The 17926-nt window shown below is 69.7% G+C and carries 18 protein-coding genes; 9 read left to right on the top strand and 9 right to left on the bottom strand.

The genetic code is table 11. The features are described 5' to 3' along the window. Positions 1 to 38: 38 nt before the first annotated feature. The 3 genes from ACIA8X_RS36495 to ACIA8X_RS36485 all read right to left on the bottom strand — a co-directional run bounded on the left by ACIA8X_RS36495 (position 39) and on the right by ACIA8X_RS36485 (position 2880). Positions 39 to 662 carry an ABATE domain-containing protein gene (locus ACIA8X_RS36495; protein WP_393458352.1) on the bottom strand — a complete coding sequence of 208 codons (624 nt, stop codon included), beginning with the start codon at positions 660 to 662 and terminating at the stop codon, positions 39 to 41. 73 nt (positions 663 to 735) lie between these two features. Continuing rightward, a complete protein-coding gene (locus tag ACIA8X_RS36490; RefSeq protein WP_399460096.1) occupies positions 736 to 2256 on the bottom strand; it encodes an MFS transporter in 1521 nt (506 codons plus the stop codon). A gap of 147 nt (positions 2257 to 2403) precedes the next feature. Then, complete coding sequence (locus tag ACIA8X_RS36485) at positions 2404 to 2880, bottom strand: hypothetical protein (protein ID WP_399460094.1); 477 nt, start codon at positions 2878 to 2880, stop codon at positions 2404 to 2406. A 213-nt stretch (positions 2881 to 3093) separates the two neighbouring features. Between ACIA8X_RS36485 and ACIA8X_RS36480 the strand changes: the two genes are divergently transcribed. Together ACIA8X_RS36480 and ACIA8X_RS36475 are read left to right on the top strand one after the other, a co-directional pair. Beyond that, entirely contained in the window at positions 3094 to 3699 is a 606-nt protein-coding gene (locus tag ACIA8X_RS36480; protein WP_399460093.1) for a TetR/AcrR family transcriptional regulator, read from the top strand. 142 nt (positions 3700 to 3841) lie between these two features. After that, on the top strand, positions 3842 to 4468 hold the full coding sequence (locus ACIA8X_RS36475; RefSeq protein ID WP_393458367.1) for an NAD(P)-dependent oxidoreductase: 627 nt from the start codon (positions 3842 to 3844) through the stop codon (positions 4466 to 4468). A gap of 114 nt (positions 4469 to 4582) precedes the next feature. On the opposite strand, the gene ACIA8X_RS36470 is transcribed toward ACIA8X_RS36475, so the two are convergent. The 5 genes from ACIA8X_RS36470 to ACIA8X_RS36450 all read right to left on the bottom strand — a co-directional run bounded on the left by ACIA8X_RS36470 (position 4583) and on the right by ACIA8X_RS36450 (position 7792). Beyond that, positions 4583 to 5302 (bottom strand): DUF6766 family protein, encoded by a 720-nt coding sequence (locus ACIA8X_RS36470; RefSeq protein ID WP_393458369.1) that lies wholly within the window; start codon positions 5300 to 5302, stop codon positions 4583 to 4585. A gap of 83 nt (positions 5303 to 5385) precedes the next feature. Beyond that, the gene (locus tag ACIA8X_RS36465; protein WP_399460092.1) at positions 5386 to 5805 is read right to left on the bottom strand and encodes a hypothetical protein; all 420 of its coding nucleotides are present in this window, start codon (positions 5803 to 5805) and stop codon (positions 5386 to 5388) included. Between the two features lie 197 nt (positions 5806 to 6002). Then, on the bottom strand, positions 6003 to 6548 hold the full coding sequence (locus tag ACIA8X_RS36460) for a substrate-binding domain-containing protein (RefSeq protein WP_399460091.1): 546 nt from the start codon (positions 6546 to 6548) through the stop codon (positions 6003 to 6005). Beyond that, positions 6545 to 7084, bottom strand: a complete 540-nt coding sequence (locus ACIA8X_RS36455; protein ID WP_399460090.1) for a substrate-binding domain-containing protein — start codon at positions 7082 to 7084, stop codon at positions 6545 to 6547. Before ACIA8X_RS36455 ends, ACIA8X_RS36460 begins: the two co-directional genes overlap by 4 nt. A gap of 270 nt (positions 7085 to 7354) precedes the next feature. Next, complete coding sequence (locus tag ACIA8X_RS36450) at positions 7355 to 7792, bottom strand: hypothetical protein (RefSeq protein ID WP_003974483.1); 438 nt, start codon at positions 7790 to 7792, stop codon at positions 7355 to 7357. Positions 7793 to 8390: 598 nt separating this feature from the next. Here ACIA8X_RS36450 and hemL point away from each other — a divergent pair. The 7 genes from hemL to ccsB all read left to right on the top strand — a co-directional run bounded on the left by hemL (position 8391) and on the right by ccsB (position 16134). Then, positions 8391 to 9725 (top strand): glutamate-1-semialdehyde 2,1-aminomutase, encoded by a 1335-nt coding sequence (hemL, locus tag ACIA8X_RS36445; protein WP_393458381.1) that lies wholly within the window; start codon positions 8391 to 8393, stop codon positions 9723 to 9725. Positions 9726 to 9736: 11 nt separating this feature from the next. Then, positions 9737 to 10462, top strand: coding sequence for a histidine phosphatase family protein (locus tag ACIA8X_RS36440; RefSeq protein ID WP_399460116.1), 726 nt, complete (start codon positions 9737 to 9739; stop codon positions 10460 to 10462). Positions 10463 to 10572: 110 nt separating this feature from the next. Next, positions 10573 to 11853, top strand: a complete 1281-nt coding sequence (locus ACIA8X_RS36435; protein WP_399460088.1) for a hypothetical protein — start codon at positions 10573 to 10575, stop codon at positions 11851 to 11853. Between the two features lie 66 nt (positions 11854 to 11919). Continuing rightward, entirely contained in the window at positions 11920 to 12522 is a 603-nt protein-coding gene (locus ACIA8X_RS36430) for a TlpA family protein disulfide reductase (protein WP_393458387.1), read from the top strand. A gap of 4 nt (positions 12523 to 12526) precedes the next feature. Next, positions 12527 to 13300 (top strand): cytochrome c biogenesis CcdA family protein, encoded by a 774-nt coding sequence (locus ACIA8X_RS36425; RefSeq protein ID WP_393458390.1) that lies wholly within the window; start codon positions 12527 to 12529, stop codon positions 13298 to 13300. Positions 13301 to 13303: 3 nt separating this feature from the next. Next, the gene (locus tag ACIA8X_RS36420) at positions 13304 to 15037 is read left to right on the top strand and encodes a cytochrome c biogenesis protein ResB (protein ID WP_399460087.1); all 1734 of its coding nucleotides are present in this window, start codon (positions 13304 to 13306) and stop codon (positions 15035 to 15037) included. Next, positions 15034 to 16134 (top strand): c-type cytochrome biogenesis protein CcsB, encoded by a 1101-nt coding sequence (gene ccsB / locus ACIA8X_RS36415; RefSeq protein WP_393458396.1) that lies wholly within the window; start codon positions 15034 to 15036, stop codon positions 16132 to 16134. The genes ACIA8X_RS36420 and ccsB overlap by 4 nt, the downstream gene beginning before the upstream one ends. 63 nt (positions 16135 to 16197) lie before the next feature. On the opposite strand, the gene ACIA8X_RS36410 is transcribed toward ccsB, so the two are convergent. Further along, positions 16198 to 17805, bottom strand: a complete 1608-nt coding sequence (locus ACIA8X_RS36410; RefSeq protein WP_399460086.1) for a serine/threonine-protein kinase — start codon at positions 17803 to 17805, stop codon at positions 16198 to 16200. Positions 17806 to 17926: the final 121 nt, after the last annotated feature.

Below are 17926 nucleotides of genomic sequence, written 5' to 3'. Positions count from 1 at the left end.
GGGACCGGAACCGGGCGGGGCGCCCTGAGCGACAGGGCCTAGCCGTTCTCGGGCCGGGTGCGGCGGGCGTAGGCGCGGGCCGCGCGGGCGCGGTCGCCGCAGCGGGTGGAGCACCAGTGGCGGCGGCCGTGCCGGAGCAGGTAGCGGTTGCAGGGGGCGGAGCCGCAGGCGGTGAGGCGTTCGGCGTCGGGTGAGGTGAGCAGGTCGGCGGCGTCGGCGGCGAGGGTCGCCAGGGCGTGGTCGACGATCTCGGTGGTGGGGTGCGAGGCGGCGCGATACGGCCCGTCCTTGTCGTCCCACCGCAGGAGTGGGGCCGTCGGGACCCTGGTCAGCGCGTCGTTCACGGCGGCCAGGGCGGCGGGGAGGGCGGGCAGCGCCGCGACCCGCGAGTCGAACAGGGACCGGATCTGTTCCCGCAGCGAGCGCAGCTGCGCGGCGCACATCTCCCGCATACCGGCGTCGACGGGGGCGAGGTCCCGCTCGACGAGCCACTGGTTCGCCGCCGCCGGAGTGCCGAGGAAGTCGACGAACTGCCCGCCCGGCAGCGCGATCACGCTGTTGACGAGGGCGAGCGACGGGTACTGCTCCGCGCCCGGCGCGGGCGGGATCGGCGGCTCGACGGGCTCCTTCATGGCGGTGACGGTCTCCTTCGTCTCCTTCATGGCTCTCATGGTTGCTCTCATGGTAGGAACCCGGCGCGACTCGGGTGCCGCGCCGGGTTCCGTCCGTCGTACCTCACATGTGGACGACGGGGGCGGCGTCCGGGTCCTGGGCGGGTGCGCCGCGCCGGTAGAGGAGCACGCTGATGACCAGGCCGACCGCGAAGAAGACGGCGGACCACCAGTAGGCGGTGGAGTAGCCCTCCAGACTGGCCTGCGCCAGAACCGCGGGGTCCCTGGGGTCCTTGTCGGCCAGGTAGTCGGTGAGGGCGCTGGAGAACAGGGTGTTGAGCAGGGCGGTCCCGAGCGAACCGCCGACCTGCTGCATCGTGTTGACGGCGGCGGAGGCGACACCGGAGTCCTCGGCGGCGACACCGCTGGTGGCCAGGCTCATCGCGGGCGCCATCACCAGACCGAAGCCCAGGCCCGCGACGATCAGCGGCGGCAGGATGTGCGCGACGTAGCCGCTGCCGAGGTCGAGGCCGGTCAGCCAGACCATGCCGGCGGCCGCGATGCCCATGCCGAGCGGCACGACGGGCTTGGGGCCGAACCGGGGGACGAGCGCGGTGGTGGCGAGGGTGGAGGTGACCATCAGCGCGGCGATCATGGGCAGGAAGGCCAGCCCCGTCTCGATGGGCGTGTAGCCGAGGCTCTGCTGCAGGTAGTAGGTGAGGAAGAGGAACACACCGAACATGCCCGCGCCGATGATCAGCACTGAGACGAAGGAGGCGCCGCGGTTGCGGTCCAGCAGGATCCGCAGCGGCAGCAGGGGGTGCTCGGCGCGGGTCTGCCACCAGGTGAACGCGGCGAGCAGTACGGCACCGGCGACGAGGAAGCCCCAGGTGGCCACCGAGCTCCAGTCATGGCTCTCGGCGTTGGAGAAGCCGTAGACCAGGCAGAACAGGCCGCTGCCGACCAGAAACGCGCCGGGGATGTCGATCTTGGCGTTCTTGTCGCGGACGGTGCGCTGCAGCAGGATCACGCCGCCGACGAAGGCGACGGCCGCGAAGGCGAGGTTGACGTACAAGGTCCAGCGCCAGTCGAGGTACTCGGTCAGGACACCGCCGAGCAGCAGGCCGATGGCACCGCCCGCGCCGGCGATGGCGCCGTACACGCCGAAGGCCTTGGCGCGTTCCCTGGCGTCGGTGAAGGTCACGGTGAGCAGCGACAGCGCGGCCGGGGCGAGCAGGGCGCCGAACACGCCCTGTCCGGCGCGGGCGACGATGAGCATCTCGAAGCTGGTGGCCGCGCCGCCCACGGCGGAGGCGCCCGCGAAGCCGACCAGGCCGACCAGGAAGGTCATCTTGCGGCCGAAGAGATCGGCTATCCGTCCGCCGAGCAGCAGCAGGCTGCCGAAGGCGAGCGCGTAGGCGGTGACGACCCACTGCCGGTCGCCGTCGGAGAAGCCCAGGTCCTGCTGGGCCGAGGGCAGGGCGATGTTCACGATGGTCGCGTCCAGCACCACCATCAGCTGGGCCAGACCGATCACGGAGAGGATCCACCAGCGATGGCGGGGTGGCGCGGGCGGCGCCTCGGCGGGAGGGAGGGTGGACACGGTGCCCGTGGCGGTGGGTGCGTCGGTGGAGTGGTTGGGCATGACGAGGACTCCGGATCAGAAGGTGTGAACAGGCGGGAGCAGAGAGGCGGTTGCGGAGGGGAGTCCGGCGGATCAGGCCGCCGGGAGGACGGCCGCGATCAGCTCGGGCGCAGGCCCCTGGAGCGCCCGGCGCCGCGCCGCCTGGGCTTAGGGCCTGTCGTCAAATTCCCGCCCGCCCGGCCGTATGGTCTGCCGCGCCCACACGCCGGTTTCCACGAGGCGCCGCGACGCCGTGTCCGCCGGCCTGCCCGCGAGGGTCAGCAGCCGTGCGACGTCCGGGGACGCGGAGATGTACGCCAGCGCGCTCGTGATCGAGCAGAGCCCGAACCACAGGGGCGGCACGGACAGGCTCACGACGTCTCCCCGGTGGAGCATCAGGGGGTCGACCCGGGAGGGGCCGGACTCCAGGTGCTCCAGCAGCGCGGCGACGGCGTCGGGCGGCGGCTCGTCCAGACCGTCCAGGCCGGCCGGACCGTGCCGGAGGCCGGCGTCGAGGGCCTGCCGCGCGGGGGTGCCGAGGCGGTCCAGCTCGGCTACGACGGCGTCGGCGAGCGGGTCACCGCAGGTGCGCGGGGTCGCCCAGGGGTCGGTGCTGTTCCGGGGGTCGTGTGCGGTCATGGCCATGCGCCCTCTCCTGACGGTTGTCAGATTTGCCTGACGTCTGTCAGATTAGCTCGCGTCTGACAGGTGTCAAGTAAAGTGCTGGAGAGCCCTGGGAACCCGGGACAAGAGGCGGGCCGGGGTGACGCAGTGAAGGAGGCAGAGGTGGGTGCAAGAGCCGAATCCGCTCGACGGCCGGGACGTCCGGCGGGGCGTCCGGGCGCGGGCGCTCCCGCGGTGCCCGACGAGGCGGTCATCCTGCGGCGCGGGGTCGAGGCCTTCGCGGAGCTGGGCTACGACCATGCCTCGGCGCGCGAGCTGGCCCGCCGCCTGGGCGTCAGCCACAACTTCATCAACGACCGGTACGGATCCAAGGCGGCGTTCTGGCGCGCGGTGGTGGACCACTCGCTCGGGGGGCAGCTGGCGGGCATGGCGCAGGTGGACCCCTCGCTCGACGACGCCGAGCGACTGCGGCAGATCATCGTCGGCTTCTACCGGGGCGCCGCGGACGCGCCGCTGGTCGGACGGCTCCTCGTCAACGAATTCACCCTGGACAGCGAACGGTTGGATTACCTCTACGAGAAGTACATGGCCCCGACCGTGCAGACCCTGGGCGGCATCGTCGATCGCCTCGTGGCCGACGGGCGCATGGAACCCGTGCCGATGGACGTGCTGTTCTTCGCCATCGTCCCGCCCATCTCGGGAATGGTGGAGGTGCCGTTGGCCCGGCGCCTGGGCAGGCCCGAGCACACCTCGCCGCAACAGCTCGCCGAAACGGCCGAAACGCTGGCGACGCTGGTGGTCAACGGGCTGTTGGCGACGGGGCCGGGGACGCGGTCCTGAGGCGCGATGCGTCCCGGGCCTGGCCGGGCCGGGGTGGGACGCGTGGTGGCGCGTGTGCCTTGCTGAGCGGACAGCTGTCCGTTACGTTTCCCCGTATCGGACAGCTGTCCGCTTATGCTTTCCCGTCTCGGAGGTCCTGGCCATGAAGCTGCTCATCCTCGGAGCGACCGGCCCCACCGGCCGCCATCTCGTGGACCTGGCCCTGCGAGCCGGCGACTCGGTCACCGCCCTGGTGCGAAACCCTGCGCGTCTGGGTGACCTCGCGGACCAGGTCACGCCGATCACCGGAGACGCCACGTCGCCGCGCGACGTCTCTGCCGCCGCGACCGGGCGCGACGCGATCGTCTCCGCCCTCGGCAGGGGCAACTCGGTGCGCGCCGACGGCCTCTTCACGCGTGCCTCGGCGGCCGCGATCGGCGCGGCGCGGGAAGCGGGCGTATCGCGCCTGGTCTGGCTGTCGTCGTTCGGCGTCGGAGACACCTTCGCCTGGTCGAGCACGCCGCAGAAGCTGATCTACAGCACCCTGCTGCGGTCGCTCTACGCCGACAAGGCGATCGCCGACGAGAGCATCCGCACCAGCGGCCTGGACTGGACGATCGTCCTCCCGACCAAGCTGACCAACGGCCCGGCCAAGGGCACGTACCACGCGGACGACCGGCTGCCGATGAAGGGCAACCCGTCGATCAGCCGAGCGGACGTCGCCGCGTTCATGCACCAGGCGGTGCACGGTGGCGAGTGGAGCAGGCGCAGCCCGGTCATCTCTGACTGACGACTGACGACTGACGACTGACGACTGACGACTGACGACTGACGAGCGACGACTGACGACCGACGGCTGACGACCGGCGGCTGACGCGACGCTCGGAGCAGCTCCTGCCCGTACTCAGCCCTCCACGCCCGTGGCGCCGTGGGCCGCTCCCACCGGTTTCGACTCCGGGGAGCCGCGTTGCCGCAGATAGATCGAGAGCACGGCCATCGAGGCGACGGCGAGCAGTTCGGACTGCCAGTTCTGCAGGGTGCGGTTCCAGAAGTCCGCGGCGCCGAGGTAGCCGGACCAGCTCAGCGGGGCCTCCAGCTGCCGTAGCCGCTGTTCGTTGTAGGCGGCCACGCCGGTGATCGACTGGACCAGCCAGGACAGCAGGAAGATCGTCCCCATGACCAGCAGCAGCGAGTGCGAGTACACCGCCTGACGCCATCCGCCCGCCCCGGCCCACTTGGGCGAACTCTCCTTGGCGTACGCGCCGACCAGCTGCTCCTCGTCGGACTCGGTGCCGCCCTTGTGCAGCTCCTTGGACTCCGGGGAGCCGCGTTGCAGCAGCCAGACCGTCACGCCGACGTACAGGAAGAACTGCAGGTACTCCGACTGCCAGTTCTCGGACACGTCGACGGCGAAGTCGGACGTGGTGAGGTACTCGCCGAGGGAGATCTGCTGGAGTCCGTCCACGGCCAGCTGGTTGTTGAAGTCGGCGTGGCCCGCGATGGCCTGCCCGACCAGCGCGAGCACGAACGTGACGGTGAAGAACAGCCCGAGCCCGTTGTCCCGCACGAAGCCCCGCAGGCCCCGGTGGGTCGGCGCGCCGCTCCGGGACGAGTGCTCGGTCATCGGTGCATCAGCCCCAGGGCCGCCAGATAGACGAGGCCGACCGTGATGATCCCTAGGACGACGGTGAACATGACCCGCATCCCTCACCCGCCCTTGATCCGGCACTGATACGGCTCCCGCGGCCGCTGTTCGCAGCCGGCGGCCACGACCTTCCAACCGGAGGTGAAGCGGGAGAGGAAGAGGGTGTCGGCGGAGAGCACCGCCCGCGCCTGATTGCCGTACACATCGGTCCGCCGCACGGCACCGCCCGGCGCCGGCGACTCCTCACGCAGCGACCGCGCACACGGACCACCGGTCGACTGCTCCAGCTCCTCCACGGTGCCCGGCGCGAGGAACGCACACGCCCGGTCGTACGCTCGCGCACCCAGCGCGGCCTGGAAGGCGGTCGCGGTATCGCGTACGTCGGCCCGCCGCCCGTCCGCGGTGCCGCACCCACCGATGCCGCCGATGCCGCCGACGACCAGCAGAACGCACACTGCGACACCGCCCGCTCGCCCGGCCATCGGCCCACCTCCCACCGCAGTACACCGCAGCGAGCCCCGGCCAACCGGCTACCGCGCCCCGGATTCCCTCCCCCGGCCGACCGCCGGGAGCGACGAGGAGGGGCGAACGGGGCACGGGGCGAACGGGGCGAACGGGAACGCGGCAGGTGCACGACAGCCACACTCCTCCCCTTGACCGCCGAACCGGCGCCGCCTTGCTACGGCGTGAGCCCGGCCTCCCCGCAAGCGAGCCGGTACTTCGGGGTGCAGATCTGATCGATGGTGTACATGCCGTCCTTGACGACGGTGCTCCCGACGTTGTCGGCGGTCACGGAGCTCGCCTGCAGCAGCACAGCCGGGATGTCCTTGCTGGTGGCGGTATTGATCCTGTCCTCGGCCAGGCCGTCGATGCTTTCACCGCGTCCCAGGGCAACGGCCAGTTCGGTGGCGGCGTCCGCTTCGGGCTTGTAGGGCTTGTAGACGGTCGAGTACTGATCGCCGCTCACGATGCGCTGCACGGCCGAGAGTTCGGCATCCTGCCCGGCGACGGGCGGCAGCGGCTCGATGTGCGCGGCTCTGAGGGCCGAGATGACGCCGGTGGCAATGGCGTCGTTGGCGGCCCGGACGCCGTCGATGTTGTCGGCGCCCAGCTCGGCGACGGCACGGGACATGAGGGCGTTGGCCTCGCCTGCGTCCCATGCCGGGGCCTGATAGGTCCTGATCTTCACCTTGCCCTCCAGGACGAAGATCGCCTCGGGCGTCATCGCGGGGCCCTCCACCCTGACCACCTGACCACCTGGCCGCCGTTCGCCCGGTCGCCCAGAGCCTTGAGAAGGGCCTCGCCCTGAACCCTGCCGATCGTCTCGCTCTCATAGGAGACGTAGGCGGAGACCGGGCCCTCGACGGGCCGGTCGTAGGCGACGACGGGAACATCCGCATCCCGCGCCTCCTCCACCGCGGAGCGCAGAGACCTGACGTCGACGGCGCCGAGGATCACGACCTCGACCCCATTGTTGATCATGGAATCCATCTGCCGAATCTGGGTGGCCGCGTCCCCCCGGCCATTGGCGTACTCCACCACGCAGTCCCCGCAGAGCTCCTTGACCTTCCTCTCGACAAGAGGCCGGTCGAACTGCTCGTAGCGAGCGGTCTGGTTCTCCGGGAGCAGCAGACCGATCCTCATCCCGCCCCCGCCGGAGGCGTTCCCACCGGACTCCCCGCCCGTCCCGCAGGCACCGAGGCCCGCAGCCAGACACACGGCAGCCGCGACGACAGCAGCACCGCGCAGATAGCCGTCCACTCGACCGACCTCCCTTGCGCGGGCGCGGGCGCTGGCACCGACTGCGGGGCCTGCACGAGTGCCGCACGGCGGGAGGGCCTATCTTGACTGACGCCGACCTACGAGCGGACGGCCCATATGCCCCTTGGCCTTGGCCGCAGCCGGTCCGAATACCGGCGTGCTGATCATTTCGAGGCTACGCCTGAGGGGCTGGTGGCGAGATGTGGGCTGGGGGCGGTGCTGTCTTGGGGGGCGAGGTGCCGGGAGGCGGAGACGCCGAGCAACCCCAGCTCAGGGCCAAACAAGGCAATAAGGCTGATGCCCCGCCTCATGAAGCCGATGGCTGAAGTCCTGCCACTCATGCAGCAACTGATACACATTGAACGCATCCCGGGGCCCACCCCGATCCGGCACCGTGGACCAGATGAACGCGGCCGCGCCGACCGCTTCCTCTCCTATGCCCCGCAGGGGGTCCACCACCGTCATCGGGAGCTTGACCACCGCGTAGTCGGGGTGCAGGACGACCAGTTCCAGGGGCGGGACCTTGTGCAGGGGGACGCCTTCGATGCCCGTCAGGACCATCGCGGCCATCGTCTCCGGCTTGATCTTGGTGAACATGCCGTTCATGCCGAGCTCGTCGCCGCCGAGTTCCTCGGGGCGCATCGAGATCGGGACCCGGGCCGCGGTCGCGCCGTCGGGCGCGCCGAAGTACTTGTACGTCACCCCCACCCGACCACCATTCCTGCTCACCCTCAGCCGATCGCTGCGTTCGCTGCGTCGGTCGGCCCGCTCTGACTCGTTCGGTACACCCGGCATATCCGGTACTACGTGTCCCTGACGTGCTTCGTTCGAATCCTCCGCGTCGCGCCGGTGCTTTCCTCGCCGGGCACGTCGAGGACCCAGGTCATCAGTCCCCTCGCCCAGTCCGCCACCGCGATGCATATCTCCACCCGACTGCTTTTCTAGGACGCGTGGCCCCCGCCGCGCAACCCGATCATCGTGTCAGTGACCTCCCCCACGGCCGCCCGCCGAAACGTGCGCTGAAACACCTGTCCGCAGGATCTTTTCAGTCCCCGACCACCACACCCCGCATGAGCTGTGTGTATCACGTCCAGTCTCGCAGATCGCGGACAGGGAGCGGGGGTGAAGGGGAGTGGAGGGGGTGAAGGGGGAGGGGGTGCGGAAGCGTGCCGGAGGGCGTGCGGAAGGGCGGGGTCAGTAGCCCCCGCTGCCGTTTCCGCCCGCTGGCCTACCCTGAGGAGGTCACTGGCAACCGGAGTCCGAGATCATCGGAGAAGGTCAGAGAAGGTCGGAGTAGTCGCAGGTCATGAGCGAAGCGCCCTCTTCAGGTACGCCCTATCCATACGATGCGCCTGCCTCGCAGGCTCTGTTCGACCGTGCGGCCGCCGTCACACCCGGCGGCGTGAACTCCCCGGTCCGCGCCTTCCGTGCCGTGGGCGGTACGCCCCGGTTCATGGTGTCCGGCACCGGTCCGTATCTGACCGACGCCGACGGGCGCGAGTACGTCGACCTCGTCTGCTCGTGGGGGCCCATGATCCTCGGGCACTCCCACCCGGAGGTCATCGCCGCGGTCCAGGACGCCGTCTCCCGCGGCACCTCCTTCGGTACGCCGGGGGAGGGGGAAGTCGAGCTCGCCGAGGAGATCGTCGCCAGGATCGAGCCCGTCGACCAGGTCCGGCTCGTCTCCAGTGGCACCGAGGCCACCATGTCCGCCATCCGGCTCGCCCGCGGGTTCACCCAGCGGTCCAAGGTGATCAAGTTCGCCGGGTGTTACCACGGGCATGTCGATTCGCTGCTCGCCGCGGCGGGGTCCGGTGTTGCCACTTTCGCCCTTCCCGACACCCCGGGCGTCACCGGCGCCCAGGCCGGCGACACCATCGTCCTTACGTACAACGATCTTGAGTCCGTGCACGAGGCCTTCCACCGCTACCCCGGTGAGATCGCCTGCGTGATCACCGAGGCCTCGCCCGGCAACATGGGCGTCGTCCCGCCGCTGCCCGGCTTCAACGAGGGGCTCAAGGACGCCTGCCGAAAGAACGGCGCCCTGTTCATCTCCGACGAGGTCATGACGGGGTTCCGGACCAGCCGCGCCGGGTGGTACGGCATCGACGGGGTCAAGCCCGACCTGATGACCTTCGGCAAGGTGATGGGGGGTGGCTTCCCCGCCGCCGCCTTCGGTGGGCGTGCGGATGTGATGGCGCACCTCGCGCCCGCCGGGCCCGTCTACCAGGCCGGCACCCTCTCCGGGAACCCGATCGCCACCGCCGCCGGCCTCGCCCAGCTGCGGCTCCTCGACCAGGCGGCGTACGACAAGGTCGACGCGGTGTCGGCGGCCATCCAGTCGCTCGTCACCGAGGCCCTCACCAAGGAGGGCGTCGTGCACCGGCTGCAGAACGCCTCCAACATGTTCTCCGTGTTCTTCACGGACCGGGAGGTCCGCACCTACGAGGACGCCAAGCGGCAGGAGTCCTTCCGCTTCAACGCCTTCTTCCATTCGATGCTGGCGCAGGGCGTCTATCTGCCGCCCTCGTCCTTCGAGTCCTGGTTCGTCTCCACGGCCCACGACGAGCGGGCCGTCCAGAGGATCGCCGACGCCCTCCCGGCGGCGGCCCGAGCGGCGGCGGAGGCCACGGCGGCATGACCGACAACGCCATGACCAACGACAGCAGCAGCAACAGCGACGGCAACAAGAGCGACAGCGACAACAGCGACATCACCGTCGTCCACGTCATGCGGCACGGCGAGGTCGCCAACCCGGACGGGATCCTCTACGGCCGGCTCGCCGGGTACCACCTCTCCGAGCTCGGGCGGCAGATGGCGGACCGGGTCGCCGAGCATCTCGCCTCCCGTGACGTCGCCTACGTCTGCGCCTCCCCGCTGGAGCGGGCGCAGGAGTCCGCGACGCCGATCGCCAAGGCGCACGGTCTTGACCTCGCGACCGACGGGCGGCTCATCGAGGCCGACAACGTCTTCCAGGGCAAGACCTTCGGCGTGGGGGACGGGGCGCTCAAGAAGCCGGAGAACTGGAAGCATCTCGTCAACCCCTTCAAGCCGTCCTGGGGTGAGCCGTACGTCGACCAGGTCGTGCGGATGATGGGGGCGCTCGACTCCGCCAAGGACCAGGCGCGTGGGCGCGAGGCCGTGCTGGTCAGCCATCAGCTGCCGATCTGGATCGTGCGGAGCTATGTCGAGAAGCGGCGGCTGTGGCACGACCCGCGCAAGCGGCAGTGCACGCTCGCGTCCCTGACGAGCTTCACGTACCAGGGCGACAGGGTCGTGTCCGTCGGCTACTCCGAGCCCGCCATCGATCTCGTGCCCGCCCATCTCCGCGCCGGTGCCAAGCCGGTGAAGGGGAAGGACAAGGCATTCGGCGCCTGATACACGTTTGTAATATTTGTTGCCAAACCTCCGTGATGCGGAGGAACCCGCCCGTTCGTCGCGCCCTCTGACTGGGTGACCACCAGAGAAGTGCGACGGATTGGGCGGACATGGGCAACTTCAGCCGAAGGGGAGTCATCGGGCTCGGTGTGGGGGCGGCCGCCACCGTGGGGCTTGCCGGATGCGGCACTCTCACGTCGTCAGACGGGTCGAACCAGTCCTCGGGTTCCGGAAACGGCGGAGCCAACAAGCCCGGAACGCACACGAACCGCGCCCGCCCCATAGGCGACGGCTCCACCTCCTACACCGGCAAGCAGCCCCGCCAGCCCGGCAAGCCCGAGCCGCTGGAGCCCGGACAGGAGCCGCCGCAGTTCGTCGTCTTCTCCTGGGACGGGGCCGGCGAGGTCGGCAACGGCCTCTTCCCGCGCTTCCTTGACCTGGCCAAGGAGCACGACGCGTCCATGACCTTCTTCCTCTCCGGGCTGTATCTGCTGCCCGAGTCGAAGAAGCGGCTCTACGACCCCCCGAACAACCCGCGCGGCGCCTCCGACATCGGCTACCTCACCGACGAGCACGTCAAGGCCACGCTGACCAACGTCCGGCGCGCCTGGCTCGAAGGCCACGAGATAGGCACCCACTTCAACGGCCACTTCTGCGCCGGCACCGGCACCGTCGGCAACTGGACGCCGAAGCAGTGGGCCAGTGAGATCCAGCAGGCGAAGGCCTTCGTCAAGGAGTGGCGGACCAACAGCGGCTGGACCGACCTGCCGTCCCTGCCCTTCGACTACGAGAAGGAACTCGTCGGCGGCCGTACGCCCTGCCTCCTCGGCCAGGACAATCTGCTGCCCACCGCCCGTGAACTGGGCTGGCGTTACGACGCCTCCTCGTCCGGGGGCCTGCAGGTGTGGCCGCAGAAGAAGCAGGGGCTGTGGGACCTGCCGCTGCAGGGGATACCTTTCCCCGGCCGCAGCTTCGAGGTCCTGTCGATGGACTACAACATGCTGGCCAACCAGTCGATCAACTCCACCAACGCGCCCTCCTACAACTACCCGAGCTGGCGCAAGCAGGCCACCGAGTCCTACATAGCGGGCTTCAAGCGGGCATACGAGACAAACCGCGCGCCCTTCTTCGTCGGCAACCACTTCGAGCAGTGGAACGGCGGCATCTACATGGACGCCGTCGAGCAGGCCTTCAAGCACATCGCGCGGGAGAAGGAGAAGGGGGCCGACGTACGGCTCGTCTCCTTCCGGCAGTTCGTGGACTGGCTGGACGTACAGAAGCCGGAAGTCCTCGCCAAGCTGCGGACCCTGGGGAAGGGGCAGCAGCCGCTCGGTGGCTGGAAGGAGTTCCTGGGGGCGACCTCCTCTGCGAACCCCTCAAACGCCGCCTGAAATGCGGGTTTACGTCCGAGCGGGGGGTGCGCAAGATCCCCGGAACGGACATGCGAAACTTTTCACATGAGTGCCGCCCGTCGCGCCCGTAGCCGTTCCGCCCTGCTCGCCGTCACCGGCGCCGCCGTTGCCGCGCTGACCCTGTCCGCGTGTGGATCGGGTACGTCGGGCGGCGGTGGCGGGGCCAACTTCGTGCCCGGGAGCAACGGCATCGACACGGTCGCGCAGGGCAAGCGCGCCGCGGCGCCGGACCTGTCCGGCGAGACCATCGACGGCAAGCAGCTCAGCACCGCCGCGTACAAGGGCAAGATCCTCGTCATCAACGTCTGGGGATCGTGGTGCCCGCCCTGCCGGGCCGAGGCGAAGAACTTCCAGACCGTCTACGAGGACCTCAAGGGCCAGGGCGTCGAGTTCGTCGGCATCAACACCCGGGACACCAGCACCACCCCGGCGAAGGCCTTCGAGAAGGAGTTCGGGGTCACCTACCCGAGCCTGTACGACCCCACGGGCAAGCAGATGCTCCGCTTCAAGAAGGGCACGCTCAACCCGCAGGCGATCCCGTCCACGCTCATCATCGACCGCAAGGGCGGGATCGCGGCGCGCACGCTGCAGCCCCTCAGCGAAGAGACACTGCGCAGCATGATCAAGCCCGTCCTCGCGGAGAAGTGAACCGGTGACCGCAGTGCTCACACTCGCCGCGGAACCGGCCTACAACGGCACCGTGATGAACGGTGCCCTGCTGCTGGCGCTGCCCATCGCCGTACTCGGCGGGCTCGTGTCCTTCTTCTCGCCCTGCGTCCTGCCGCTGGTCCCCGGCTATCTGTCGTACGTCACCGGAGTCAGCGGCACCGACCTGGCCGAGGCCCGACGTGGGCGCATGGTCGCCGGTGCCTCCCTCTTCGTGCTCGGCTTCACCGTCGTGTTCGTCTCCGGCGGGGCGCTGTTCGGCTACTGGGGCTCGACCCTCCAGGAGAACAAGGACGTCCTGACGAAGATCCTCGGCGTCCTCATGATCCTCATGGGCGTCTTCTTCATGGGCCTGATGCCCTGGCTCACCCAGCGGGAGTTCCGCTTCCACACCAGGCCCGCCACCGGGCTGGCCGGCGCCCCCTTCCTCGGTGCCCTCTTCGGCATCGGCTGGACGCCGTGCATCGGCCCGACCCTGTCCTCCGTGCAGACGCTCGCCATCAACGAGGCCAGCGCCGGACGCGGCGCCATACTCACCGTCGCCTACTGCCTGGGCCTCGGCATCCCCTTCGTGCTCGCCGCAGTAGCCTTCCGCAGGGCCCTCGGCGCCTTCGCCTGGGTCAAGCGCCACTACGTCTGGGTGATGCGCATCGGCGGCACCATGATGATCGTGACCGGTGTGCTGCTGCTGACCGGCGCGTGGGACCGCATCGTGCAGGAGATGCAGGTCTGGTCCAACGGCTTCACTGTGGGGATCTGATCGATGAGCAAGACGAAGACCAGCGCGCCCGAGTCGACCCCGGCCACCGGTGACGAGGACCTGGGCGCCGCCGGCTCCCAGCTCTCCACCGCCCCCGCCGACGAGATCGCCAATCTTCCCTCCCTTGGTGTCATCGGCTGGGCCCGCTGGTTCTGGCGGCAGCTCACCTCGATGCGGGTCGCGCTGCTGCTGCTCCTGCTGCTGTCGCTCGGCGCGATCCCCGGCTCGCTCATCCCGCAGACCGGCATCGACGAGGCGAAGGTCGCCGAGTTCCGTCAGGCGCACGAGACGCTCGCGCCGATCTACGACAAGCTCGGCCTCTTCCACGTCTACAGCTCGGTGTGGTTCTCCGCGATCTACATCCTGCTGTTCGTCTCCCTCATCGGCTGTATCGTCCCGCGCACCTGGCAGTTCGTCGGCCAGCTCCGCGGCCGCCCGCCGGGTGCCCCGAGGCGCCTGACCCGGCTGCCCGCCTACACCACCTGGCGCACCGAGGCCGAGCCCGAGCAGGTCCGCGAGGCCGCGCTCGCCCTGCTGAAGAAGCGCCGCTTCCGCGCCCACCTCGCCGGTGACGCCGTCGCCGCCGAGAAGGGCTATCTGCGCGAGGTCGGCAACCTCGCCTTCCACATCGCGCTGATCGTGATGCTGATCGCCTTCGCCTGGGGCCAGTTGTTCAAGTCCGAGGGCAACAAGCTGATCGTCGAGGGCGACGGGTTCTCCAACACCCTCACCCAGTACGACGACTTCAAGGCCGGCAGCCTCTTCTCCCAGGACGACCTCGACCCGTTCAGCTTCACCCTCAAGGACTTCAAGGGCACCTACGAGGTGAGCGGCCCCAACCGCGGCACCCCGCGCACCTACGAGGCCGACCTCACCTACAGCACGGGCGCCGACGGCAAGGACAAGAAGACCACCGTCAAGGTCAACGAGCCGCTGGAGATCGGCGACTCGAAGGTCTATCTCGTCAGCCACGGCTACGCCCCCGTCATCACGGTCCGCGACGGCAAGGGCGCCATCGTCTTCCAAGATGCCGTCCCCCTCCTTCCGCTCGACGGCAATGTCACCTCGACCGGTGCGATCAAGGTCATGGACGGCTACCGCGACGCCCAGGGCAAGTGGGACCAACTCGGCTTCCAGGCCTTCTTCCTGCCGTCGTACGGCGGCGCCGGCACCGCGGTGGTCTCGCAGTTCCCGGCGCTCCTGAACCCGGTGCTGAACCTGGAGGCCTACCACGGCAGCCTCGGCGTCAACGCCGGGCTCCCGCAGAGCGTGTACCAGCTCGACAAGCAGAAGCTGAAGGGCTTCAAGGACTCCAAGGGCAAGCAGCTCCGCGAGAACCTCAAGCCCGGCGAGACCATGAAGCTCCCGAACGGCGCCGGCTCGATCACCTTCGAGAAGGAGATCAAGGAGTGGGCCGGCTTCCAGGTCGCCCGCCAGCCCGGCAGCGGCTGGGCGCTCGCCGGTGCCCTCGCCGCGATCTTCGGCCTCGCCGCCTCCCTCTTCATCCAGCGCCGCCGCGTGTGGGTGCGGGCCGCACCCGGCCCCGACGGCGTCACCGTCGTCGAGATGGCCGGCCTCGGCCGCAGCGAGTCCGCCAAGGTCCCCGAGGAACTCGGCGACCTCGCCGGGATCCTCTTCGAGCAGGCGCCGGGGGCAGCCGACCCCGACGACGAACCCGCAGATCCTTCATCCCCCGACCCCCAAGTCGCACCCGCCGAAGGGGCTGAGCCCAAGTGACTCTCGCCGCCGCGACCGAGCTGGCCGCCGCCACCAACGAAAACCTCGCGAACATCAGCAACACGCTGATCTACTCGTCGATGGCCGTCTACACGCTGGCCTTCTTCGCGTACATCGCCGAATGGCTCCTCGGCAGTCGCAGCAAGGTCGGCCGCACGGCCGCCGCGCTCACCCCGGGGAAGGCCGAGAAGGCCGCCGCGCCGGCGGTCACCGTGAAGAAGGGCGGCTCCACCGCCGTACTGGAACGGCCGAAGGTCGTCGTGCGGGCCACGGCCGGGCAGCGGGACGTGCCGGACGGGCCCGGGGCGCATGGCGGGGACGCGCAGGGCGACCTCTACGGGCGTATCGCCATCTCCCTCACCGTCCTCGCGTTTCTGATCGAGTTCGGTGGGGTGCTCACGCGGGCTCTGTCGGTGCAGCGGGCGCCGTGGGGCAACATGTACGAGTTCAACATCACCTTCTCCACCGTCGCGGTCGGTGTGTACCTCGCGCTGCTCGCGCTGCGGAAGAACGTGCGCTGGCTCGGGCTGTTCCTGATCACCACGGTCCTCCTCGATCTCGGCCTCGCCGTCACTGTCTTGTACACCGCGAGCGACCAGTTGGTTCCCGCCCTTCACTCGTACTGGCTGTACATCCACGTCTCCACGGCGATCTTCTGCGGCGCGGTCTTCTACGTCGGCGCCGTCTCCACGCTGCTCTACCTCTTCAAGGACAGCTACGAGAACAAGCTGGCCGGCGGCGGCACCCCGGGCCGTTTCGCCAACTCCGTCCTGGACCGGCTGCCCGCCTCGGCGTCCCTCGACAAGTTCTCCTACCGCGTCAACGCCGCGGTCTTCCCGCTGTGGACGTTCACGATCATCGCGGGCGCGATCTGGGCGGGCGACGCCTGGGGCCGCTACTGGGGCTGGGACCCCAAGGAGACCTGGTCCTTCATCACCTGGGTCGCCTACGCCTGCTACCTGCACGCCCGCGCCACGGCCGGCTGGAAGGGCCGCAAGGCCGCCTACCTGGCCCTCATCGCCTTCGGCTGCTGGCTGTTCAACTACTACGGCGTCAACATCTTCGTCTCCGGCAAGCACTCGTACGCCGGGGTGTGAGTCCCGAACAGTGAAGGCCGGTTCCCGTGACCTGAGTCACGGGAACCGGCCTTCGTCGTATAGTCACTGCACGGCGGGAGAGCCGTTGTGGATGACGACCGTGGCGGAACACTGCTTGTCGTCAGCCGCGCCCTGCTGCCAGACGCAGATCCGCGTGGTGTGACCGACGCCCGAGATCACGCTGGTGCGTGCCGCACCGTACGAGGCCGCGAGGCCGACGGACAGCCCGTCGTTCCGGATCAACTCGGCGCGGCACGTCTCGAAGTAGCTGGTGTTCAGCATCCCGTAGAGGTTGCCGGAGCCGGCGTCGTCGAGCCAGGCCGTGCAGCCGCCGGCGGGCCCGGCGGAGGCCCCGGAGCCCTTGATCGCCGCGGGGTCGTCGCTCATGCTCACGCCCGCGACCGGGTACGCGCTCGGCTCCCGGGTCGTGGGCGCGGTCGGGCGTGCGGCGGACGAGCCTCCCGCCGTCGGCGAGGTGGGCGGGGACGAGGGTGGGGGGTCCACCGGTTCGGCGGTGTCCTTCGCCGTGGCGGAGGACGACGGCTTGGCGCTGGGTGAGCGGGAGGCCGAGGGCGAAGTGGTGGGTCTGTGGGCACCGGACGCGGACGTGGTCGCGGTCGCGGAGGCCCCGCTCCCTCGCGCGCTCGCGTCGGAGCGGAAAAACGAGGGGTCGACGAGCGCGACACTTCCGCCGACCGCCGTGACAACGCAGGCCACGAGCAAGGGGATGAGTACGCGGCGGCGCCCACGACCCGAGCGTCCCTGCCGGGTGGTGACCGTGGCCTCGGCCGCGTCACCGGACTCCGGGGGAACGACCTCGCCGCCGGCCACCGCGCCCTCGGCCACCGTGCCGATCGGCGTCGCAGGGACCGCGGCACGGGCCGCGGCGGCCATCGTCGCGGCGTCGGGGAAACGGTCCTCGGGTTTCTTGGCGAGGGCGGTGGCGACTAATTCGCGCACAGGCTGCGGGAAGTCGGCGGGCAGGTCCGGCACCGGCTCCTGGACGTGCTTGACCAGGACCTCCAGGGCATGCTCACCGTCGAAGGGCAGTTTCCCGGTGAGCATCTTGTAGCAGACGACACCCATGGAGTAGAGGTCGGCCGCCGGGGTGGTGCCGTGGCCCTCGACCTGCTCCGGGGCGATGTAGCGCGCGGTGCCGACGACGGCGTGCTCGGGTGTGATCTTGGAGGTGGCGAGGTCGCGGGCGAGGCCGAAGTCGGTGACCTTCACCCGGCCGTCGGCGCAGACCAACAGGTTGGACGGCTTGATGTCACGGTGCACGACCTGCCGCCGGTGCGCGGCGTGCAGCGCCTCAAGAGCTTCGGCGGTGGTGGCCAGCGCCTCCGCGAGCGGCAACGGCCCGCTCTCCTTGAGGAGTTCGTCGAGCGGCCGCCCCTCGACGAGTTCCATGACGATGTAGGCGACCCGGCTTCCGTCGCCGAGGGCGTTCTCACCGTAGTCATGGACGTCGACGATGCCGGGGTGGTCCAGCGCGGCGAGGATCAGGGCCTCACTGCGGAAACGCTTGGCGAACCTGGCGTCGTCCAGCAGCTCCTGGCGCAGGATCTTGACCGCGACCCGGCGTTCGAGCACAGTGTCGTCGGCCCGCCAGACGTCGCCCATGGCACCGCCACCGATCCGTGCGGCCAGCGAGTAGCGCCCACCGAGCACGGTGCCCCGATCCCACACACCGTCCCCCAGAGCTCACCCGGTCAACAGCCGTCAAGGGCGAGAAGTCTGCCAGATTCGAACGGGAACAACCAACAAACCCCGTCGGACACCACAGGCCTGA

Origin of the sequence: Streptomyces sp. NPDC051738 (assembly GCF_044453205.1) — a bacterium.
In the GTDB taxonomy this organism is placed as follows: domain Bacteria; phylum Actinomycetota; class Actinomycetes; order Streptomycetales; family Streptomycetaceae; genus Streptomyces.
The sequence above is the reverse complement of the archived record's forward strand: the minus strand, read 5'-3'. Positions and strand labels throughout refer to the sequence as shown.